The organism is Bradyrhizobium sp. TM239 (genome assembly GCF_036247985.1).
Classification (GTDB): domain Bacteria; phylum Pseudomonadota; class Alphaproteobacteria; order Rhizobiales; family Xanthobacteraceae; genus Bradyrhizobium; species Bradyrhizobium ottawaense.
Genome location: NZ_BTIR01000017.1, coordinates 95,169 through 117,477, shown reverse-complemented (window position 1 = coordinate 117,477; position 22,309 = coordinate 95,169). Strand labels below are relative to the sequence as shown.

The following is a 22,309-nucleotide window of genomic DNA, read 5'->3' as shown; positions in this document are numbered from 1 at the left end:
TCAGTAACCCAGATAGGATTTGCGGATTTCTTCGTTGTTCGCGATGTCCTTGGCATTGCCCGACATCACGATGCGTCCGGTCTCGATCACATAGGCCTGGTCGGCGAGCTCCAGCGCGAGCTGGGCGTTCTGCTCGACCACCAGGATCGACACCTTGTCCTCGCGGTTGATCTTGCCGAGGATGCCGAACAGGTCGCGCACCACCAGCGGCGCGAGGCCGAAGGAGGGCTCGTCCAGCAGCATCAGCCGCGGCCGCAGCATCAGGGCGCGGGCGACCGCGAGCATCTGCTGCTCGCCGCCGGAGAGCGTGCCGGCCTGCTGGGTGTGCCGCTGCTTCAGCACCGGGAAATGCGCATACATGCGCTCGATGTCGGAGACGATGCCGGCGCTGTCCTTGCGGGTGATGGCGCCGAGCTGGAGATTCTCCTCCACCGTCATGGTGGTGAAGGTGCCGCGGCCCTGCGGCACGTGGGCGATGCCGAACCGCACGATGCTCTCGGTAGAGCGGTTGTTCAGCGGCTTGCCGTCGAACTCGATACCGCCGGTGGAGCGCACCATGTTGCAGATCGCGCGCAGCGTGGTGGTCTTGCCGGCGCCGTTGGCCCCGAGCAGCGTCACGAGCGAGCCCTCGTTGAGCGAGAAGGACAGGCCATGGAGCGCCTGGACCTGGCCGTAATAGGCGCGCAGGTCCTTGACGTTGAGCAATGTCGTCATTGGTCCTTGCTCCCGAGATAGGCCTTGATGACGTCGGGGTCCGCCTGCACCTGGGCCGGCGTGCCTTCCGCGAGCTTCTTGCCGAAATTCAGCGCAACGACATGGTCGGCGATCGACATCACGAGGCCCATGTGATGCTCGACCAGCAGCACGGTCATGTGCCGGTCGTCACGAATGCGGCGAATGAGGTCGCCGAGCACGTAGACTTCCTCGTGATTGAGGCCGCCAGCGGGCTCGTCGAGCAGCAGGATCTTCGGATCGGCCGCGAGTGCGCGCGCCAGCTCGACGCGCTTCTGCGTGCCGAAGGGCAGGCCGGAGACGACGGTGTGGGCGACGTCCTCGAGGTCGAGATAGGCGAGGATCTCGTGCACCTTCTTGTTGACGCTGGCTTCGCTGCGGCGAACCCAGGCCAGGCGGAGCGAGTCGCTGATGATGTCGCTCGAGGTCTTCGAATGCGCGCCGACGCGGACGTTGTCCATCACCGAGAGGTTCGGAAACAGCGCCACGTTCTGGAAGGTGCGGCCGATGCCGATCTCGGCGATCCGGTGCGGCGGCCGCGTCAGAATGCTCGCGCCTTCCATCAGGATGTCGCCGGACGACGGCTGGTACAGCCGGGACAGGCAATTGAAGAGCGTGGTCTTGCCGGCGCCGTTGGGGCCGATCAAGCCGAGGATCTGGCCCTTGTGCATGTCGAAGGACACGCCGTTGAGCGCGATGATGCCGCCGAACACGACGCTGACGTCGCGAACCGCGAGCAGGGGCGATGTCCCCTGCGCGAGCTGTGCCTGCGTCATCTCGTCTCGCTCACGTCATTCGGTGAGCGAGGGAGCGATGCGAACCGCTCCCGGTGATGACAAAGGCTATCTGAATCCCTCGGCCACACGCGCAACTTTCCCTCCTGATTTCAGCTTTTTGCTGACGTCTTTTTTGGAATGCGGCATCAGTCCCCCGAGCGCCGCTTCGATGTTCCTTACCATCGCTACGAGACGCGGTCCAATGTCGTTGATCAAACGCTCTTCCGTGAAGCGGAATGCGGGCGCGCCGCAATTGAATGCGTAGGGACCGGTTCCGTCGTTGAGCCTGAGCGCGACGCCGGCGGCGCCGATGTCGTCGTGCCAGTCGCCGACGGAGATCGCAAAACCGTATTTCGCGACGGTTTCGCCGGAGCGTTCCAGCCCGTCGCGCATCTTGGGCCAGCGGCTGCCGTAATGTTCGCGCAACAGGCGCGACAGTTCTGCGCGGTCCGCGTCGTCGAGCGCCCAGAAATAGGCGCGGCCCATCGCGCTGGTTGCAATCGGCACGCGAGAGCCGACGTCGAGTTGAACCCCGACGGTCTCGCTGCCGCGGCTTTGCCCGAAATAGATCATGCTGTGACGGTCACGGCCGCCGACGGCGACGGCGCCGCCGGTCGCGCGCATCACGTCCTCGCGGAACGGCTCGGACAAATGCCGAACGCCGAGATTGGCGAGCGCGGCGTAGCCGAGCGACATCGCGGCGGGTGTGAGCTGGTACTTCTCGAAGCGGGGAACCGGCGCAAGATAGCCCAGCTTGGTCAAGGTGTAGGTCAGCCGCGACACGGTCGGCTTCGGCAGGTTGGTGCGAGCCGCAATCTCCTGATTGCCGAGAAGGCCGTCATTGGGGTGGAATGCGCGCAATACGTCCAGTCCGCGGGAGAGCGCGACGACGAAATTCCGATCGGTCGCAGGCTTCTTTCCTGTACGCTTCATCCCTGATCTGCTTCTTGCGCGGAGTCGTTGACAAGCCACGTGCTTCAAAATAACCCTGCCGTCAAGATGCGGAATTAAATTCCGCACCGCGAAATCGAACAAAAGTACATCCCCACCAAGGAGGGAACACCGTGAGCGAAGTGGTCAAGCTTGAGCGTCATGACGAGGTCGGGATCGTCACGGTCGACAGCCCTCCGGTCAATGCTCTGAGTGCCGCAGTCCGCGGCGGCATCCTGGAGTGCATCAAGGCCGCAATTGCCGATCCCGCCATCAAGGGCATCGTGCTGACCTGTGCCGGCCGCACCTTCATTGCCGGCGCCGACATCACCGAATTCGGCAAGCCGCCGAAGGCGCCCGCCCTCAACGACGTGCTGTCCGAGATCGAGAACTCGCCGAAGCCGGTGGTCGCAGCGATTCACGGCACCGCGCTCGGCGGCGGCCTCGAAGTCGCGCTCGCCTGCCATTTCCGCGTCGCCGTCAAGGAAGCCAGGCTCGGTCTGCCCGAGGTGAAGCTCGGTCTTCTGCCGGGCGCCGGCGGCACCCAGCGCCTGCCGCGCGCGGTTGGGCCTGAGCTCGCGGTCAAGATGATCGTCGGCGGTGATCCCATCGGTGCGGCGGAAGCGCTCAAGAACGGCCTGATCGAGGAAATCATCGAGGGGCCGGCATCGGGCGGCGAGGCCTTCGTGCGCAAGCTGCTGGCCGAGAAGCGCCCGCTGCGGCGCCTGCGCGACGACGATTCCAAGATCGCGGCCGCCAAGGCCGACCGCTCGATCTTCACCAATGCTGTCGCCGCCATGACCAAGAAGTCGCGCGGGCTGGAAGCGCCGTTCGCTGCCGCCGACGCGGTGGGCTACGCCATTGACCTACCTTTCGACGAAGGCCTGAAGAAGGAGCGCGAGGGTTTTCTGAAGCTCGTCGCCAGCGATCAGTCGAAGGCGCAGCGTTATGCGTTCTTCGCCGAGCGCGAGGCTGCCAAGATTGCGGGCGTTCCTGACGGCACCAAGTCGCGTCCCGTCAACCGCGTCGCCATCCTCGGCGCCGGCACCATGGGCGGCGGCATCGCGATGTCCTTTGCCAATGCCGGCGTTCCCGTCACCCTGATCGAGACCGGCGAGGAGCAGCTCAAGCGCGGCATGGGCATCATGCAGAAGAACTGGGAGGCGACCGCCGCGCGCGGCGGCATCCCGGCGGATGCGCCCGCCAAGCGCATGGCGCTGATCAACGGCGTCGTCGGCATCGAGAATGTCGGCGATGCCGACCTCGTCATCGAAGCCGTGTTCGAGACCATGGCGGTGAAGAAGGAAGTGTTCGGCAAGCTCGACCAGTACGTCAAGCCCGGCGCCGTGCTCGCCTCCAACACCTCGTATCTCAACATCGACGAGATCGCGAAGTCGACCAAGCGTCCGCAGGACGTGCTCGGCATGCACTTCTTCTCGCCGGCCAACGTCATGAAGCTGTGCGAGATCGTGCGCGCCGACAAGACCGCGCCGGATGCGCTGGTCACCGCGGTGAACATTGCGCGCAAGATCGCCAAGGTGCCGGCTGTGGTCGGCGTCTGCGACGGCTTCGTCGGCAACCGCATGCTGGCCCAGCGCGGCAAGCAATCCGAGAAGCTGCTGTTCGAAGGCGCGTTGCCGCAGCAGGTCGATGCGGTCGTCACCAAGTTCGGCATGCCGATGGGGCCGTTCGCGATGGGCGACCTCGCTGGCCTCGACATCGGCTGGCGCTCGCGCAAGGACCGCGGCATCAAGTCGGAGATCGCGGACGCGCTGTGCGAGGCCGGCCGCTTCGGCCAGAAGACCGGCAAGGGCTACTACAAGTACGAAGCCGGCAGCCGCTCGGCGCTGCCCGATCCGGAGGTCGAGAAGCTGATCGACGAGACGCTTGCCCGTCTCGGCCGCAAGAAGCGCGTCGTCAGCGACGACGAGATCCTCGAGCGCATGATGTACCCGATGATCAACGAGGGCGCGAAGATCCTCGAAGAGGGCATCGCGGCGCGTCCTTCCGACATCGACGTGGTCTGGCTCTATGGCTATGGCTGGCCGATCTACCGCGGCGGCCCGATGTTCTGGGCCGACAGCGTCGGCCTCAAGCACATCGCCGATCGCCTCGCCTTCTACGCCAAGGAGACCAACGATCCGAGCCTCGAGCCCGCGCCGCTGCTGAAGAAGCTCGCGGCCGAAGGCAAGACGTTCGCCTCGCTGGCGGCGGCGTCGAAGGCGGCGTGATTAGGCGCGCCGTGGCAACGATGTCCCGCTCCGGGCGACGCTCTCTCCGTTCCCTCCCCCCTTGCGGGGGAGGGTCAGGGAGGGGGGTAGCCCCGGGCGAGGTCAGTGTTTGTGGCTACCCCTCTCCCCAACCCTCCCCCGCAAGGGGGGAGGGAGCCCATCCGCCGGTGCCCGCCTCCCACGACCCGGCTGCTATCGCTTTGCAGAGTATCGATCGCCAATGACCCATCCCGGCGAACAATTCTATCCCGAGGGCGTGCGGTGGGACGACCCCATCGCTCAGGGCTCGCTGCCCGACCTGCTGTCGAAAGCCGCCGCCGATTACGGCCCGCGCACCGCGCTGGAATTTCGCGATCGCCCGATCACCTACACCGAGCTCGCAGCTCAGGCCGAGCGTGCGGCGGCGGCGTTCCTGCGTGCCGGCTGCGGCAAGGGCACGTCCGTCGCGCTGTTCCTGGGCAACTCGCCGGATCATCCCGTCAATTTCTTCGGCGCGCTGAAGGCCGGCGCCCGTCTCGCGCATCTCTCCCCGCTCGACGGCGAGATCGCGCTGACGCACAAGATCTCGGACTCCGGCTCGCGCCTGCTCGTCACCTCGAACCTTGCGGCGCTGCTGCCGACCGCGCTGAAGTTTTTGGAGAAGGGGCTGATCGATCGGCTCGTCGTCTGCGAGGACGACAATTGGGGCAAGATCGGCACCCCGCAGGCGCCGATCCCGAGCGACCCCCGCATCGTCACCTTCAGGGCCTTCGTCGACGGCGCGACCGCACCTGCAGCGTGGCCGTCCGTGACGGCCGACGACGTCGCGTTGCTGCAATATACCGGCGGCACCACCGGCCTGCCCAAGGGCGCGATGCTGACCCACGGCAATCTCACCTCGGCGGTGTCGATCTACGACGTCTGGGGCAAGCCATCGCGCGCTACGCGCGGCGATGTCGTCGAGCGCGTGATCTGCGTGCTGCCGCTGTTCCACATCTACGCGCTGACCGTGGTGCTGCTGTCCTCGCTCAGCCGCGGTAATCTGATCTCGCTGCATCAGCGCTTCGACGTCGAAGCCGTGATGCGCGACATCGAAGTCAAGCGCGCGACGTATTTTCCGGGCGTGCCGACGATGTGGATCGCGATCGCCGCGCTCCCTGACCTCGACAAGCGCGACTTTTCCTCGCTCGCCACCATCGGCTCCGGCGGCGCGCCGTTGCCCGTGGAGATTGCCAATTTCTTCGAGCGCAAGGTCGGCAAGAAGCTGCGCAGCGGCTGGGGCATGACCGAGACCTGCTCGCCCGGCACCGGTCATCCAGCCACCGGGCCGGAGAAGCCCGGCTCGATCGGCCTGATGCTGCCCGGCATCGAGCTCGACGTCGTCGCGCTGGACGACCCGAGAAAAGTGCTGTCGCCGGGCGAAGTCGGCGAGATCCGCATCAAGGGCCCGAACGTCACCAAGGGGTACTGGAACAAGCCGGAGGGATCCACGGACGCCTTCGTCGACGGCCGCTTCCTCACCGGTGACATCGGCTATGTCGATACCGACGGCTATTTCTTCCTGGTCGACCGCAAGAAGGACATGATCATCTCCGGCGGCTTCAACGTCTATCCGCAGATGATCGAGCAGGCGATCTACACCATTGCTGGCGTGCACGAGGTGATCGTGCTCGGCATTCCCGACCAGTACCGCGGCGAGGCCGCCAAGGCCTTCATCAAGCTGAAGCCCGACGCAAAGCCGTTCTCGCTCGACGAACTGCGCGCGCAGCTCGCCGGGAAGGTCGGCAAGCATGAATTGCCGGCCGAGGTCGAATTCGTCGACGACCTGCCGCGCACGCCGGTCGGAAAATTGTCGCGCCACGAATTGCGCCAGCAGCAGAAACCGTCACAATCCACGCAACCAGGAGGTCGTTCTTGACCGACGCCGTCATCGTTTCCACCGCCCGCACCCCGATCGGCAAGGCCTATCGCGGCGCGCTCAACGCCACCGAGGGCGCGACGCTGCTCGGTCACGCCATCGGCGAAGCCGTCGCGCGCGCAAAAGTCGATCCGAAGGAGATCGAGGACGTCGTGATGGGCGCGGCGCTGCAGCAGGGTTCGACCGGCGGCAACATCGCGCGCAAGGCGCTGCTCCGCGCCGGCCTGCCCGTCACCGTCGCCGGCACCACCATCGACCGGCAATGCGCCTCCGGCCTGCAGGCGATCGCGCTCGCCGCGCGTTCGGTGCTCTTCGACGGCGTCGAGATCGCGGTCGGCGGCGGCGGGGAGTCGATCAGCCTCGTGCAGAATGACAAGATGAACGGCTTCCACGCCCAGGACCCCGCGCTGCTCAAGATCAAGGGCGAGGTCTACATGCCCATGATCGACACCGCCGAGATCGTCGCCAAGCGCTACGGCATCTCGCGCGAGAAGCAGGACGAATATTCGCTGGAGAGCCAGCGCCGCACAGCTGCCGCGCAGCAGGGCGGCAAGTTCAAGGAGGAGATCGCGCCGATCACGACGCAGATGGCCGTCACCGACAAGGCGACCGGCGCCGTGTCGATGAAAGACATCACGCTGTCGCAGGACGAGGGCCCGCGCCCCGAGACCACGGCGGAAGGCCTCGCCGGCCTCAAGGCCGTGCGCGGCGAAGGTTTCTCGATCACCGCCGGCAATGCCAGCCAGCTCTCGGACGGCGCCAGCGCCAGCGTGATCATGAGCGACAAGGAAGCTTCCAAGCGCGGCCTCAAGCCGCTCGGCATCTTCCGCGGCTTCGTCTCGGCCGGCTGCGAGCCGGACGAGATGGGCATCGGCCCGGTCTTCGCCGTGCCGCGCCTGCTCAAGCGCCACGGCCTCACCGTCGACGACATCGGCCTCTGGGAGCTGAACGAAGCCTTCGCGGTGCAGGTGCTGTATTGCCGTGACAAGCTCGGCATCGACCCCGACAAGATCAACGTCGACGGCGGCGCGATCGCAGTCGGCCATCCCTACGGCATGTCGGGCGCGCGCCTCACCGGCCACGCCCTCATCGAGGGCCGCCGCCGCAAGGCCAAATATGCGGTCGTCACCATGTGCGTCGGCGGCGGCATGGGCGCGGCCGGCTTGTTCGAGATTTTGCAGTAATTCACAGGAGGATCCGATGGATCTCGCATTCACGAAGGAAGAGCAGGCGTTTCGCGAGGAAGTGCGGCAGTTCTTCCGCGACAACGTGCCGCCGGACACGCGGCGCAAGATGGTCGAGGGCCGTCACCTCGGCAAGGACGAGATGGTGAATTGGTGGCGCATCCTCAACAAGAAGGGCTGGGGCGTCAGCCATTGGCCCAAGCAATATGGCGGCACCGGCTGGACCAGCGTGCAGCACTACATCTTCAACGAGGAGCTGCAGTCCTATCCGGCGCCGCAGCCGCTCGCCTTCGGCGTCAGCATGGTCGGCCCGGTCATCTACACCTTCGGCAACGAGGAGCAGAAGAAGCAGTATCTGCCGCGCATCGCCAATGTCGACGATTGGTGGTGTCAGGGCTTTTCGGAGCCCGGCTCCGGCTCCGACCTTGCCTCGCTCAAGACCAAGGCTGAGCGCAAGGGCGACAAGTGGATCATCAACGGCCAGAAGACCTGGACCACGCTGGCCCAGCACGCCGACATGATCTTCTGCCTCTGCCGCACCGACAACAACGCCAAGAAGCAGATGGGCATCTCCTTCATCGTGTTCTCGATGAAGTCGAAAGGCGTCACGGTGCGCCCGATCCAGACCATCGACGGCGGCGTCGAGGTCAACGAGGTATTCTTCGACGACGTCGAGGTGCCCGTCGAGAATCTGATCGGCGAGGAGAACAAGGGCTGGGACTACGCCAAATTCCTGCTCGGCAATGAGCGCACCGGCATCGCCCGCGTCGGCGTCTCCAAGGAGCGGCTGCGCCGCATCCGCGATCTCGCCGGCAAGGTGGAATCCGGCGGGAAGCCGATCATCCAGGACGCCGCGTTCCGCGAGAAGCTCGCCGCGTGCGAGATCGAGCTGAAGGCGCTGGAGCTCACCCAGCTCCGGGTCGTCGCCGACGAAGGCAAGCACGGCAAGGGCAAGCCCAATCCGGCCTCCTCGGTGCTGAAGATCAAGGGCTCCGAGATCCAGCAGACCACCACCGAGCTCTTGATGGAAGTGATCGGCCCGTTCGCCGCGCCCTACGACGTGCACGGCGACGACGGCTCGAACGAAGCCATGGACTGGACCGCCCAGATCGCGCCGAGCTACTTCAACAACCGCAAGGTCTCGATCTACGGCGGCTCCAACGAGATCCAGCGCAACATCATCGCCAAGGCGGTGCTGGGACTCTAGGCGTCATTCCGGGGCGCGCATCGCGCGAGCCCGGAATCCATAACCACGATCGGGAGTATGGATCCCGGGCTCGCGCTGCGCGCGCCCCGGGATGACGAAGCCAGATAATTTCGGGTACGAGGAACCAAAGACATGGATTTTGATCTGAACGAGGAGCAGCGGCTTCTCAAGGACAGCATCGACGGCCTGCTGACCGATTCCTACGATTTCGAGAGCCGCAAGAAGTACATGAAGGAGAAGGGCGGCTGGAGCAAAGCGGTCTGGCTCAAGCTCGCCGAGCAGGGCCTGCTCGGCCTGCCCTTCAGCGAGGCCGATGGCGGCTTCGGCGGCGGCGGCGTCGAGACCATGATCGTGATGGAAGCGCTCGGCAAGGCGCTGGTGCTCGAGCCGTATCTGGCAACGGTCGTGATCGGCGGCGGCTTCCTGCGCCATGCCGGCACCGACGCGCAGAAGGCCGCGCACGTGCCCGGCATCATCGACGGCAGCAAGACGCTGGCGTTCGCCCAGCTCGAGAAGAACTCGCGCTACGATCTGTTCGACGTCGCGACCACCGCGAAGAAGAAGGGCGAGGCTTACGTCATCGACGGCGAGAAGTTCGTCGTGCTGAACGGCGAGAATGCCGACACCCTGATCGTCACCGCGCGCACCAAGGGCGAGCGTCGTGACAAGGCCGGGATCGGCGTGTTCCTGGTGCCGGCGAATGCCAAGGGCGTGACCAAGAAGTCCTACCCGACCCAGGACGGCCTGCACGCCGCCGACATCACGCTCACCGGTGTCGAAATCGGTCCCGATGCCGTGCTCGGCAATCCCGAGGATTCGCTGGCGCTGATCGAGCGTGTCGTCGATGAAGCCCGCGTCGCGCTCTGCGCCGAGGCGGTCGGCCTGATGGACGAGTCGCTCAAGACCACCGTCGAGTACATCAAAACGCGAAAGCAGTTCGGCGTCGCGATCGGCTCGTTCCAGTCGCTGCAGCACCGGGCGTCCGACATGTTCGTCGCGGCCGAGCAGGCGCGGTCGATGTCGATGTTCGCGACCATGGCGAACGATTTCGAGAACGAGAAGGAGCGTTCGAACGCGATCGCCGCGGCCAAGGTGCAGATCGGCAAGTCGCTGAAATTCGTCGGCCAGCAGGCGATCCAGCTTCACGGCGGCATCGGCATGACCATGGAGGCAAAGATCGGCCACTACTTCAAGCGCCTGACCATGATCGAGAACTCGTTCGGCGACACCGACTACCACCAGCGCCGCGTCGCGGACGGTGGCGGGTTGATCTAGCCTCGCTGTCATCCCGGGGCGCGCGTAGCGCGAACCCGGGATCCATCGGGCGGCAATACGCGCGGTGAAATGGATTCCGGGTTCGCGCTATGCGCGCCCCGGAATGACCAGGAAGAAGGAGCCGACAATGAAAAACACCCCGTTCGATCTCACCGGCAAGGTCGCGGTCGTCACCGGCTCCAGCCGCGGCATCGGCCGCTCCTCGGCGGAGCTGCTCGCCAAGCTCGGCGCCAAGGTCGTGGTGTCCTCGCGCAAGGCGGATGCCTGCAAGGAGGTCGCCGACGGCATCATTGCTTCCGGCGGCGATGCCACCGTCATTCCCTGCAACATCGCGCGCAAGGAAGAGGTCGAGGCGCTGATCGCGGGCGCCACGAAGCATTACGGCAAGATCGACATCCTCGTCTGCAACGCCGCGGTGAATCCGTATTACGGCCCGCTGCTCGACATCACCGACGAGGCCTTCGACAAGATCATGGGAAGCAACGTCAAGAGCAACATCTGGCTCTCCGCGCTCGCGATTCCTGGGATGGCCGCGCGCGGAGGCGGCTCCGTCGTCATCATCTCCTCGATCGGCGGCCTGCGCGGCTCCACCGTGATCGGCGCCTACGGCATCTCGAAAGCGGCCGACTTCGCGCTGTGCCGCTCGCTCGCCGGCGAATGGGGCCCGAAAGGCGTCCGCGTCAACTGCATCGCGCCCGGCCTCGTCAAGACCGATTTCGCCCGCGCGCTGTGGGAAGACGAAGCCAACCTCAAGCGCCGCACCGCCACCACGCCGCTGCGCCGCATCGGCGAACCCGACGAAATCGCCGGCGCGGTCGCCTACCTCGCCTCCGACGCCTCGAGCTTCATGACCGGCCAGACCATCGTCATCGACGGCGGCGTGACCACGGCGGCGGTGTAGGCGGGTCTCGTGTCCCGGACGCGTCGCGGCATGAAATGACGCGACGCAGAGCCGGGACCCATGTCTCCGTTCGTTTGGCTGTAGGCCCCGGCTCAGCAGCGCACCGCCAAGGCGCTGCGCTGCGTCCGGGGCACGAGACCAACCTTGACCTTCCGTCTCCAATCCGCTCCCTTTGCCGCAACACAATGACCCCTCCAGGGCAACGCCAAGGGTAAGCCGCCATGTCTTTCGTCCTCGCCATCGACCAGGGCACCACCTCCTCGCGCGCGATCGTGTTTCGCGGCGATATTTCCATCACGGCGAAGGCGCAGCAGGAGTTTCCGCAGCATTTTCCGGCCTCGGGCTGGGTCGAGCACGAGCCCGAGGACATCTGGACCTCGACGGTGATGGTCTGCCGCGAGGCGATCGAGCAGGCCGGCATCACCGCGAAGGACATCGCGGCGATCGGCATCACCAATCAGCGCGAGACCACCGTGGTGTGGGACCGCGCCACCGGGCAGGCCGTGCACCGCGCGATCGTCTGGCAGGACCGCCGCACCGCCGACATCTGCGCGAAACTGAAAGCCGATGGCCGCGAGCCCGTGATCTCGCAAAAGACCGGCCTGATCATCGATCCCTATTTCTCCGGCACCAAGGTCGCCTGGATCCTCGACCACGTCCCCGGCGCGCGGGCGCGCGCGGCGCGCGGCGAATTGATGTTCGGCACGGTCGATTGCTACCTGCTCTGGCGCCTCACCGGCGGCAAGGTGCACGCCACCGACGCCACCAACGCCTCGCGCACGCTGCTGTTCAACATCCACACCGGACAGTGGGACGACGAGCTGCTCGAGATCATCGGCGTGCCGCGCTCGATGCTGCCCGAGGTGAAGGACTCCTCGGCCCGCTTCGGCGAAAGCACGCCCGATCTGTTTGGCGGCGCGATTGCGATCTCAGGCATCGCCGGCGACCAGCAGGCCGCCACCATCGGCCAGGCCTGTTTCCGCCCGGGCATGATGAAGTCCACCTACGGCACCGGCTGTTTTGCCTTGCTCAACACCGGCACGACGCCTGTGGTGTCCAAGAACAAGCTCCTCACGACGGTCGCCTATCAGCTCGATGGCAAACGCACCTACGCGCTCGAAGGCTCGATCTTCGTTGCCGGCTCAGCGGTGCAATGGCTGCGCGACGGCCTCGGCATCATCAAGCACGCCGCCGAAACCGGACCTCTGGCGGATCAATCGGACTCCATGCAGAGCGTCTATCTCGTCCCCGCCTTCGTCGGCATGGGCGCGCCCTATTGGAATCCGCGCGTCCGCGGCGCGCTGTTCGGCCTCACCCGCAACACCGGCCCCGCCGAACTCGCCCACGCCGCACTCGAAAGCGTCTGCTACCAGACGTTCGACCTCTGGGCCGCGATGCGCGCCGACTGGCCAAGCTCGGAGACCGCCAGCGTCGTGCTCCGCGTCGACGGCGGCATGACCGCCTCCGACTGGACCATGCAGCGCCTCGCCGATCTCCTCGACGCGCCGGTCGATCGCCCCGTGATCCAGGAGACCACGGCGCTGGGCGCCGCCTACCTCGCCGGCCTCCAGGCCGGCGTCTATCCCGAGCCCACAAAGTTCGCCGACAATTGGCGCCTCGAGCACCGCTTCAAGCCGAACATGAGCCAGGCCACGCGCGAGCGGAAGCTGGCGGGCTGGGCGAGGGCGGTGAAGGGCGTGCTGGCGAGCGACGAGGGGGAGGGGTAGCGCTTCAGCCAGAGGTTGCGATAGATAATGTATCCTCGGGTGTTTGCTGGTGCTTGGGATGGAGATTGTTTTTCCTATCGAGTTTCTGTTGAACGGCACGCCGGTTTCGCTTTCCTCGCAAAACCCGATCGCGAAGGATCAGTGGAAAGGCCGTGTGAAAGAAGCCAGTTCGCTCGCCCTTCCGAGCCCCCATTTTGCTTCGCTCGAACGCATGGCCGTGACGATCTTCTACTTTCCGCCGGAGCCGATGCAGGGAGACGTGGACAACATCGTGAAACTAATCCTTGACGGAATGTGCCGTCACGTATTCGTCGACGATCGGCAGGTGGAACGGATCGTTGTTCAAAAATTTGAACCAGGTAGTATATTTAGTTTTTCCAATCCAACCGATTTGTTGATTGAGGCTATCAACGGCCAACAGCCGGTTCTATATATACGTGTGTCGAACGATCCCTTCGAGGACTTGCGATGAGCCTAGAAGCAAGCGAAAGCGTGGTGCTGGAACGTTTGGTCCCCGATTTGAAGTCTGAGGGATACGACGTCTTCGTGAATCCTGGTAAGCAATTGTTGCCTCCCTTTTTGGGGGCATACGTTCCTGATGTCATAGCGCTGCGCGACGATAAGAATCTCGTGATCGAGATTAAACATAGAAGCGGTCGTGCAGAAAACGTTCTCAAAGATTTGGCTAGGCGCTTTGAGGGGCAAGATCGTTGGGAGTTTCGCGTTGTTTGGGTGAACCCAAGCGAAACGCAAGATGGGCTTGTGCCTCAGAGCCGCGAGGCAATTTTGGCGCGCCTGAAGGAAATCTCAGAGTTACTTGATTCTGGGTTTGTTGAGCCGGCGATGCTCACGTCTTGGGCTACGCTAGAGGCAATTGGACGGACTCTTATGGCAAAGGAATTCCGCCGACCTCAAACACCGGGTCGACTAATTCAGGGCTTGGCGACGGAAGGGCACATTACGCCCGACGAGGCTGATGAACTTCGAAAATTTGCAGATATGAGAAACAGGTTCGTCCATGGGGAGCTTAGTGTCGCGGTCACCCGACCGCAGATTGAATCGTTTGTCAAAATTCTGTCTTCGCTTGCAAATAGCAAGGAAGCTCAGGGCGCGCATTGAAGGCTCGATTGGTGTCGATTGAGGCCGTGTTCGCTCCTCAAAACACCTCCTGGTTCCCCCTTGCCAACGAAAACCCGTGCTGCATGGCGTTGAAGCACGTCAGTCCCGTCTGCTCCGACCGGCACGTAAACCCCGCGCGCTGCCACACCTCGCCATAGGCCAGCACCGGCAGCGAGGCGTCCATCACGGTGTCGCCGGCGCAGATGCGTCCTGCAGCGCCTTTCGCACTCATCTCGAAGGCATGGCCATAGTCGAGCTCGCAATCGGCGGGCCGGCGCGGGCGGCTCTCCATGTTCATGATGTCGCAGCGGAGCACGCCCTGGCCGTTGAACTGGCAGACGATGTTCTTCGACGGCGTCAGGAAGCCGATCGGGCGGTCCTGCGCGTGGGCGTTACTCGCAGCCGCGAGCAGGGCGAGGACAGTGAAGGATCGCAAGAACATGGCAGACTCCCGGCTGGTCGACCGCGCATTGATTCCCGTTTGTTGCGGGGAGCGCAATGCTCTCCTTCCTAGATATCTGTTGCGATCTGCCTGCATTGGCGATGAATTGGACGGCCCTGCCGTGTCCAACCGCTGGAAGAGCGAGAACCATGTTCCTGATCGGCCAATACGACTCCCCCTTCGTCCGCCGCGTTGCGATTGCGCTGCGGCTTTACGGGCTCGCCTTCGAGCACAAGCCGTGGTCGACCTTCGGCGATGCCGACAAGATCGCGCCCTATAATCCGCTGCGGCGCGTGCCGACGCTGGTGCTGGATGATAGCGAGGCGCTGATCGAGAGCACGATCATTCTGGACTATCTCGACGAGCGCGTCGGCGAGGACAAGGCGATGCTGCCGCGCAGCGGCGCCGAGCGGCGCAGGCATTTGCGCATCTGCGCGCTCGCTTCCGGTCTCGGCGACAAGGCGGTGAGCCTGCTCTACGAGCGCGTGCTGCGAAAGGAGCAGCTTGCGCTGTGGGTCGAGCGTTGCCAGGCGCAGATTGGCGACGTGCTCGCCGTGCTCGAGGCCGAGCGCGCCAAGGTGACGACGCCGTATTGGCTGGGCGATCGGATCGGCCACGCCGACATTGCGGTTGCCTGCGTCGTCCGCTTCACCCGCGAGGCGCATCCGCAGCTGTTCGATGCGTCGGGCTATCCGGCGCTCGCGGCACATGCCGATCGCTGCGAGGCATTGGCGCCGTTCCAGGAGATCGTGCAGCCGCTGGCCCCGCCGAAGGGGTGAGGCCGCGATCGGCCATCTTCGTAGCCCGGATGGAGCGCAGCGCAATCCGGGGCCGCTCGCCGGCATCTTGCACGGCGTCGGATTACGCTGCGCTCCATCCGGGCTACGCCATCGTGGCTGTGTCGCCTTCTGTCAACCCACCGTCGCGAAAATATTCCACTTTACCGAAATTCGGTTTCGGCGTATGTGTCGCCCATCCTGATCCGGCGAAAGGGGCGGTCGTACGTCGCAACGAGCCGCGGATCGGGGAGCGGTGGACGCGGCAGCGTCGTGCACGAAAGGCGGGAGCAGGGCGGGATGAACCCCGTGAGATCCCGCGGCGTGCGGACGAACGGCGCTGATGCGTACGGCCAAATCGCGTGGTCCTGGCTGTCGTTGCTACAGCCAAGCCTTGCGGAGGTGCGCGTAGCCCGACCGGGCGAAGCGCGCCGTCAATCCGCGAGGTGACGGAGGCAAGCAGGAACTCGTCTCCGGGGAGAGCGCGCCATACGCCGTCAAACATCGCGCAGGGAAGGCCGGACGTTTCGGCTTCACCTGTTGATCCGTTGTGCATTGCGTGTGCATCTCATCGCACGACGGATTTTGGGTGCCAGCCGGCGCCCGGCCTTCCCTGCGCCCTTTCGCTATGAGGGCGTGACGCGGAGAGCAAAGCTCGGGCGGAAACGCCGCGGGGATGCAAAGGTGTGTCTATTGAACAAAGGACTCGTGCCCCGGACGCAGCGCAGCGGACCGGCGATGCGCAGCATCGTCCGGGGTGGTGCGCTGCAGAGCCGGGGCCCACCTTGCCGCGTGCCGTGCGGCTCCTGGGTCCCGGCTCGGCGCCACATCGCTTGCGCGATGCCGCGCCGTCCGGGACACGGAGGCCTTCGCCATGAAGGGGAGAGAGCGCGCGCGCCTATCCCGCCCCCGCGCGCTTCTTCTGCCAAACGAGGTGCACGGCGCAGGTGCAGCCCGGCGGATGCGAAGCGAGGTCTTTCGAGGTCTCGTCGTTCGCCGGCGTGGCCGCAAAGGCCTTGTCGGTCCCCTCTCGCGACGGGATGTAGTTCAGCACCGGCGCGAGCCAGCGCTCGGTCTCGGCCATCGTCATGCCCTTGCGCGCGGCGTAGTCCTCGACCTGGTCGCGCTCGATCTTGCCGACGCCGAAATAATAGCTTTCGGGGCTGGCGAAATAGAGCCCGGACACAGAGGAGCCCGGCCACATCGCAAAGCTCTCGGTCAGCTTCACGCCGCAGGTTGCTTCCGCATCGAGCAGCTCGAACAGCGTCGCCTTCTCGGTGTGGTCGGGCTGCGCGGGATAGCCCGGCGCGGGGCGGATGCCCTGATACTTCTCGAGGATCAGCTCGTCGTTGGAGAGCGTCTCGTCCGGCGCGTAGGCCCAGAACTCGCGGCGCACGCGGGCATGCATGCGCTCGGCGAAGGCCTCGGCGAGACGGTCGGCCAGCGCCTTGCACAGGATCGAGGAGTAATCGTCATTGGCCATCTTGAAGCGATCGGCGACCGCATCCTCGCCAATGCCTGCCGTGACGACGAAGCCGCCGACATAGTCGGGCACGCCCGCGGGCGCGACGAAGTCGGCGAGCGCCGCGTTGAAGCGGCCCTCGCGCTTCTCGAGCTGCTGGCGCAGCGTGTGCAGCGTCGCGATCTTCTTGGTCCGGCTCTCGTCGGCATAAACAGCGATATCGTCGCCGTCCGCGTTCGCCGGCCAGAAGCCGATCGTCGCGCGCGCTCGGAACCACTTTTCCTTGACGATAGTGTCGAGCATTTTGCGCGCGTCGTCATAGAGCGAGCGCGCGACCTCGCCGACCTTGGAATCGTCGAGGATGGCGGGGAAGCGCCCCGCAAGTTCCCAGGTCTGGAAGAACGGGGTCCAGTCGATGCAATCGACCAGCTCGGAGAGATCGTAGTCGTCAAAGCTGCGGATGCCGAGGAAGGTCGGCTTCACCGGCTTGCTCTTGGCAAAATCGACCGGCACCCGATTAGCGCGCGCTGCCGCGAGCTTCAGGCGCTTCTTGTCGGCCTGCGCGCGCAGATGCGCGTCCGAAATTTTGGCATATTCGGCGCGCACCTCGGCGGCATAGGCTTCGCGCTTCTCGGGCGAGAGCAGCGAGGAGGCAACGCCGACGGCGCGGCTGGCGTCGTTGACATGCACGACGGGGCCGGCGCGATAGCTCGGGTCGATCTTGACTGCGGTGTGCACGCGGCTTGTGGTGGCGCCGCCGATCAGGAGCGGCAGCTTGAGGCCCTCGCGCTGCAATTCGCCGGCGAAGAACGCCATCTCGTCGAGCGAGGGCGTGATCAGGCCGGAGAGACCGACGATGTCGGCCTTCTCCGCCTTCACGGTCTCGACGATCTTGGCGGCGGGCACCATCACGCCGAGGTCGATGACCTCGTAATTGTTGCACTGGAGCACGATGCCGACGATGTTCTTGCCGATGTCGTGGACGTCGCCCTTCACGGTCGCGAGCACGATCTTGCCCGCGGAGGAGGAGCCTTCCGTGCCGATGCCGTTCGCGGCGTTGCGCGCCTTCTCTTCCTCCATGAACGGCATCAGCCAGGCCACCGCCTGCTTCATCACGCGCGCGGACTTCACCACCTGCGGCAGGAACATCTTGCCGTCGCCGAAGAGGTCGCCGACCACGTTCATGCCGGCCATCAGCGGGCCCTCGATCACGTCGAGCGGACGCGAGGACGCCTTGCGGGCCTCTTCGGTGTCCTGCTCGATGAACTCGGTGATCCCATGCACCAGCGAATGCGACAGCCGCTTCGCGACCGGCCATTCGCGCCAGGCGAGATCGGCTTCCTTGGTCTGGGTCTTGTTGCCGCGGAATTTTTCGGCGAGTGCCAGCAGGCGCTCGGACGCGCCCGGGTCGCGGTTGAGCACGACGTCCTCGCAAGTTTGGCGCAGCTCGGCATCGATGTCGTCATAGACGATCATCTGCCCGGCATTGACGATGCCCATGTCCATGCCGGCCTTGATGGCATGATACAGGAACACCGAGTGCATCGCCTCGCGCACCGGCTCGTTGCCGCGGAACGAGAACGACAGGTTGGAGACGCCGCCCGAGATGTGCGCGCCGGGCAGGTTCTGGCGGATCCAGCGCGTCGCCTCGATGAAGTCGACGCCGTAATTGTTGTGCTCCTCGATGCCGGTCGCGATCGCGAAGACGTTCGGATCGAAGATGATGTCCTCGGGCGGGAAGCCGACCTTGTTCACCAGGATGTCGTAGGCGCGCTTGCAGATCTCGGTCTTGCGCGCGAACGTGTCGGCCTGGCCGACCTCGTCGAACGCCATCACGACCACAGCCGCGCCATGACGGCGGGCGATCTTGGCCTCAAAGATGAACTTCTCCTCGCCTTCCTTCATCGAGATCGAGTTGACGATCGGCTTGCCCTGCACGCATTTCAGGCCGGCTTCGATCACCGAGAACTTGGAGGAGTCCACCATCACGGGGACGCGGGCGATGTCGGGCTCGGCGGCGACGAGATTGAGGAACGTCACCATCGCGGCCTCGGAGTCGAGCAGGCCCTCGTCCATGTTGACGTCGATGATCTGCGCGCCGTTCTCGACCTGGTCGCGCGCGACCTGCAGCGCCGCCGTGTAGTCGCCGGCCGTGATCAGCTTGCGGAAACGGGCGGAGCCGGTGACGTTGGTGCGCTCGCCGACGTTCACGAACGGGATCGCGTCGGTCAAGATGAAGGGCTCGAGGCCGGAGAGCCGCAGGCGCGGTTCGATCTCCGGCACGATGCGCGGCTTGTGCGGAGCGACGCTAGCCGCGATCGCGGCGATATGCTCCGGCGTGGTGCCGCAGCAGCCGCCGACGATGTTGACGAGGCCGGACGCAGCGAACTCGCCGACCAGGCGCGCCATATACTCCGGCGTCTCGTCATACTGGCCGAATTCGTTGGGCAGGCCGGCGTTCGGGTAAGCACAAACCAGCGTGTCGGCGACGCGGCCGATATCGGCGATATGCGCGCGCAGATCTTCGGCGCCAAGCGCGCAGTTGAAGCCGATGGTCACGGGCTTGGCGTGCCGCACCGAGTTCCAGAACGCTTCCGGCATCTGGCCCGACAGAAGGCGGCCGGACTTGTCGGTGATGGTGCCCGACACCATCACGGGCATGTCGATGCCGCGCGCTTCGGTGATCTCGGCGATAGCGTAGAGCGCCGCCTTGGCGTTCAGCGTGTCGAAGATGGTCTCGACCAGCAAGAGGTCGACGCCGCCGTCGAGCATGCCGTTGATCTGCTCGCCATAGGACTTGCGCAGATCGTCGAAGGTGACGGCGCGGTAGCCGGGATTGGAGACGTCGGGCGAGATCGAGGCGGTGCGGTTGGTCGGGCCGATGGCGCCGGCGACGAAGCGCGGCTTGCCGTCCTCGGCCTCGACGCGGCGTGCGGCGTTGCCGGCGAGGCGGGCGCCTTCGCACGCCATCTCGTAGACGATGTCGGTGAGGTCGTAATCGGCCTGCGCGATCGAGGTGGTCGAGAAGGTGTTGGTGGCGACGATGTCGGCGCCGGCGCGCAAATACGCCGCGTGAATGTCCTCGATCGCCTGCGGCTGGGTCAGGATCAACAGATCGTTGTTGCCGCGGAGGTCACGATGAAAATCCTTGAACCGCTCGCCGCGGAAGGCGGCCTCGTCGAACTGGAGGTTCTGGATCATCGTGCCCATGGCGCCGTCGAGCACGAGAATGCGCTCGCGCGCGGCGTTCAGCAGGGCAGTACGTTTCGCGGAAACAGGTACGGTCATGTTGTCTCAGGCCGCTTTCTGGGCGCTCTTGGCGCGGATGCCGAGCAAATGGCTGATCGCGAACACGAGATCGGCGCGGTTCATGGTGTAGAAGTGGAAGGTGTCGACGCCGTGCTTGGCGAGCTTCTGCACCTGGCCGGCCGCGACGGTGGCGGCCACCAGCTTGCGGGTCTCGGCGTCCTCGTCGAGGCCTTCGAATTTCGCGGCGAACCAGTCCGGCACGGTGGTGCCAGCGCGGGTGACGAAATTGCGTGCCTGCTTGAAATTGTGCATGGGCATGATGCCCGGCACGATCGGGATGTCGATGCCGCGGGCGCGGACGCGGTCGAGATAGCGGAAGTAGAGGTCGTTGTCGAAGAACACCTGGGTGATCGCGCGGGTCGCGCCGGCGTCCACCTTGGCCTGAAGCGTGTCGATGTCGTCGTCGAAATCGCGCGCCTCGGGGTGCTTCTCTGGATAGGCCGAGACGGAGACCTCGATATCGGCGTGTCGCTTCTTGATCCCGGCGACGAGCTCGGCCGAGCTCTGATAGCCGTCGGGATGGCTGGAATAGGGCGTGCCGATGCCGCCGGCCGGGTCGCCGCGCAGGCCGACGATGTGGCGGACCCCGACCTCGTGATAGCGGTCGACGATCTCGTCGATCTCGCCGCGCGAGGCGCCGACGCAGGTCAGGTGCGCCGCCGGCAGCAGCGCGGTCTCTTTCAGGATGCGGGCAATGGTCGAATGGGTACGCTCACGGGTCGAGCCGCCGGCGCCATAGGTCACCGAGACGAATTTCGGGTCGAGCGGGGCGAGCCGGTTGATTGTCTCCCAGAGATTGCGCTCCATATCTTCCGTCTTGGGCGGAAAGAACTCGAAGGAGATCGCAGGCCGCTTCATGTGCCCGTCTTGCCCGTTGGCTCGGGCAGGAATCGTCAGATCGGTCATGGCACCACTCGCTCCAGATGTGTCGCCAGATCCTGGCGGCCGACGGTCAGGTCCAGCTTGGGAGAGCCCAAGATAGGGCAAAGGCGGTCTGATCGACAGCCCATCAGAGATGGGAAATGGCCCACTTCTGTCAACAATAGATGAATTATTGAACGTCTATCAATTTGAGTGGGATACCGTGAATCAAAAATAAGTTAGTTATTTCAATGAATTGGCGAAAAATGAGGGCCGGCAGAAGCGGATGCAGTGGGTGGGCAATATGAAGGAGGTGTTGTATGGACTTCTTTTGGCCCACCGCCTTGCTTCGGTCGACTGCAGGGGCTCGCGGCCTGCACACGCCAGATCTGCGCAGCTGCCCCATTGTCGCCGCGCGGTCCTCCACTAGGTTAGCGCGCCATGATCCCGCTCTCAGTCCTCGACCTCTCCGTCGTCACCACAGGCACCAGGCCCGCCGCGGCGCTGCGCAACAGCATCGACCTGGCGCGCCATGTCGACGGGCTCGGCTATGTCCGCTACTGGCTCGCCGAGCATCACAACCTCGCCTCGGTCGCGAGCCCGGCGCCCGACGTCATGATCGGCCAGATCGCGGCGGTGACGAAGCATATCCGCGTCGGCTCCGGCGGGGTGATGCTGCCCAATCATGCGCCGCTGGTGGTAGCCGAGCGCTTCAAGATGCTGGAGGCGCTGTTTCCCGGCCGCATCGACCTCGGCCTTGGCCGCGCGCCCGGCACCGACGGCGCCACCGCCTATGCGCTCCGCAGCCGGCTCGACCGCCGCGAGGGCGATGATTTCCTGGAGCGGCTGCACGAGCTGATTCTGTGGGAGACCCGTGAATTCCCCGCAGGCCACCCCTACCACAACGTCGTCGCCATGCCCGACGACACCAGACTGCCGCCGATCTGGCTGCTTGGCTCCAGCGATTATTCCTCGGAGCTCGCCGCGCAGGTCGGCATGGGCTTCGCCTTCGCCCATCACTTCGCGTCCCACGATGCGATCGACGCGATGGTGCATTACCGCAACCGCTTCCAGCCCTCGGCCTGGCGCGCGAGCCCGCACGCGATCCTCGCGGTCGCCGTCATCACCGCCGATACCGATGAGGAAGCCGAAAGGCTCGCCAGCTCGTTCGACCTCAACCGGCTGCGGCGTGATCGCGGTCAATATCTGCCGCTGCCGAGCGTCGAGGAGGCGCTGGCCTATCCTTACTCCGACTCCGAGCGCACCTCGATCCTCCGCAACCGCTCCCGCCTGTTCGTCGGCAGCCCCGCGACGGTGCAGAAGAAGCTGCAGCCGCTGATCGACGCGAGCAAGCCGGACGAGCTGATGGTGATCACGGCGGTGTACGATCACGAGGCGCGGAAGAGGTCGTATTCGCTGCTGGCGGAGGCGTTCGGATTGGCGGCAAGAGAAGCGTAAGCCGGGCTCGTGCCCCGGACGC

At 65.1% G+C, this 22,309-nt stretch carries 17 protein-coding genes; 11 read left to right on the top strand and 6 right to left on the bottom strand.

Features of this window, described 5'->3' with window-relative positions; translation table 11 throughout:
• From AABA84_RS26085 to AABA84_RS26075, 3 genes are all read right to left on the bottom strand, one after another.
• Entirely contained in the window at positions 1–714 is a 714-nt protein-coding gene (locus tag AABA84_RS26085) for an ABC transporter ATP-binding protein (RefSeq protein WP_018318824.1), read from the bottom strand.
• Positions 711–1,508, bottom strand: coding sequence for an ABC transporter ATP-binding protein (locus AABA84_RS26080; protein WP_212245616.1), 798 nt, complete (start codon positions 1,506–1,508; stop codon positions 711–713). The genes AABA84_RS26085 and AABA84_RS26080 overlap by 4 nt, the downstream gene beginning before the upstream one ends.
• Positions 1,509–1,574: 66 nt before the next feature.
• On the bottom strand, positions 1,575–2,441 hold the full coding sequence (locus tag AABA84_RS26075) for an IclR family transcriptional regulator (RefSeq protein ID WP_212245614.1): 867 nt from the start codon (positions 2,439–2,441) through the stop codon (positions 1,575–1,577).
• A gap of 131 nt (positions 2,442–2,572) precedes the next feature.
• On the opposite strand from AABA84_RS26075, the gene AABA84_RS26070 reads away from it, so the two are divergent.
• From AABA84_RS26070 to AABA84_RS26030, 9 genes are all read left to right on the top strand, one after another.
• Positions 2,573–4,669, top strand: a complete 2,097-nt coding sequence (locus AABA84_RS26070) for a 3-hydroxyacyl-CoA dehydrogenase NAD-binding domain-containing protein (RefSeq protein WP_091955910.1) — start codon at positions 2,573–2,575, stop codon at positions 4,667–4,669.
• 220 nt (positions 4,670–4,889) lie between these two features.
• Positions 4,890–6,566, top strand: a complete 1,677-nt coding sequence (gene pimA, locus AABA84_RS26065; protein ID WP_338313607.1) for a dicarboxylate--CoA ligase PimA — start codon at positions 4,890–4,892, stop codon at positions 6,564–6,566.
• Positions 6,563–7,750, top strand: a complete 1,188-nt coding sequence (locus AABA84_RS26060; protein WP_212245610.1) for an acetyl-CoA C-acyltransferase — start codon at positions 6,563–6,565, stop codon at positions 7,748–7,750. The genes pimA and AABA84_RS26060 overlap by 4 nt, the downstream gene beginning before the upstream one ends.
• Before the next feature lie 16 nt (positions 7,751–7,766).
• Positions 7,767–8,957: a pimeloyl-CoA dehydrogenase large subunit gene (gene pimC / locus AABA84_RS26055; protein WP_212245608.1), complete on the top strand. Its 1,191-nt coding sequence runs from the start codon at positions 7,767–7,769 to the stop codon at positions 8,955–8,957.
• 132 nt (positions 8,958–9,089) lie between these two features.
• On the top strand, positions 9,090–10,232 hold the full coding sequence (pimD, locus tag AABA84_RS26050) for a pimeloyl-CoA dehydrogenase small subunit (RefSeq protein WP_338313606.1): 1,143 nt from the start codon (positions 9,090–9,092) through the stop codon (positions 10,230–10,232).
• A gap of 127 nt (positions 10,233–10,359) precedes the next feature.
• Positions 10,360–11,133 (top strand): SDR family NAD(P)-dependent oxidoreductase, encoded by a 774-nt coding sequence (locus AABA84_RS26045; RefSeq protein WP_338313605.1) that lies wholly within the window; start codon positions 10,360–10,362, stop codon positions 11,131–11,133.
• 221 nt (positions 11,134–11,354) lie between these two features.
• Complete coding sequence (gene glpK / locus AABA84_RS26040) at positions 11,355–12,860, top strand: glycerol kinase GlpK (protein WP_338313604.1); 1,506 nt, start codon at positions 11,355–11,357, stop codon at positions 12,858–12,860.
• Between the two features lie 58 nt (positions 12,861–12,918).
• Positions 12,919–13,332 carry a RusA family crossover junction endodeoxyribonuclease gene (locus AABA84_RS26035; protein WP_212245603.1) on the top strand — a complete coding sequence of 138 codons (414 nt, stop codon included), beginning with the start codon at positions 12,919–12,921 and terminating at the stop codon, positions 13,330–13,332.
• Positions 13,329–13,979, top strand: a complete 651-nt coding sequence (locus tag AABA84_RS26030) for a HepT-like ribonuclease domain-containing protein (protein ID WP_212245601.1) — start codon at positions 13,329–13,331, stop codon at positions 13,977–13,979. Before AABA84_RS26035 ends, AABA84_RS26030 begins: the two co-directional genes overlap by 4 nt.
• Positions 13,980–14,016: 37 nt before the next feature.
• Here AABA84_RS26030 and AABA84_RS26025 read toward each other — a convergent pair whose 3' ends face one another.
• Positions 14,017–14,421, bottom strand: coding sequence for a DUF6636 domain-containing protein (locus tag AABA84_RS26025; RefSeq protein WP_338313603.1), 405 nt, complete (start codon positions 14,419–14,421; stop codon positions 14,017–14,019).
• Between the two features lie 149 nt (positions 14,422–14,570).
• Here AABA84_RS26025 and AABA84_RS26020 point away from each other — a divergent pair, with 149 nt between their 5' ends.
• Positions 14,571–15,200 (top strand): glutathione S-transferase family protein, encoded by a 630-nt coding sequence (locus AABA84_RS26020; RefSeq protein WP_338313602.1) that lies wholly within the window; start codon positions 14,571–14,573, stop codon positions 15,198–15,200.
• An 895-nt stretch (positions 15,201–16,095) separates the two neighbouring features.
• Here the strand turns inward: AABA84_RS26020 and metH are convergent.
• Both metH and metF read right to left on the bottom strand, forming a co-directional pair.
• Positions 16,096–19,947 carry a methionine synthase gene (gene metH, locus AABA84_RS26015; protein ID WP_338313601.1) on the bottom strand — a complete coding sequence of 1,284 codons (3,852 nt, stop codon included), beginning with the start codon at positions 19,945–19,947 and terminating at the stop codon, positions 16,096–16,098.
• A gap of 6 nt (positions 19,948–19,953) precedes the next feature.
• Positions 19,954–20,874 (bottom strand): methylenetetrahydrofolate reductase [NAD(P)H], encoded by a 921-nt coding sequence (metF, locus tag AABA84_RS26010; protein WP_338313600.1) that lies wholly within the window; start codon positions 20,872–20,874, stop codon positions 19,954–19,956.
• A gap of 396 nt (positions 20,875–21,270) precedes the next feature.
• On the opposite strand from metF, the gene AABA84_RS26005 reads away from it, so the two are divergent.
• The gene (locus AABA84_RS26005; protein ID WP_212245585.1) at positions 21,271–22,287 is read left to right on the top strand and encodes an LLM class flavin-dependent oxidoreductase; all 1,017 of its coding nucleotides are present in this window, start codon (positions 21,271–21,273) and stop codon (positions 22,285–22,287) included.
• Positions 22,288–22,309 lie beyond the last annotated feature (22 nt).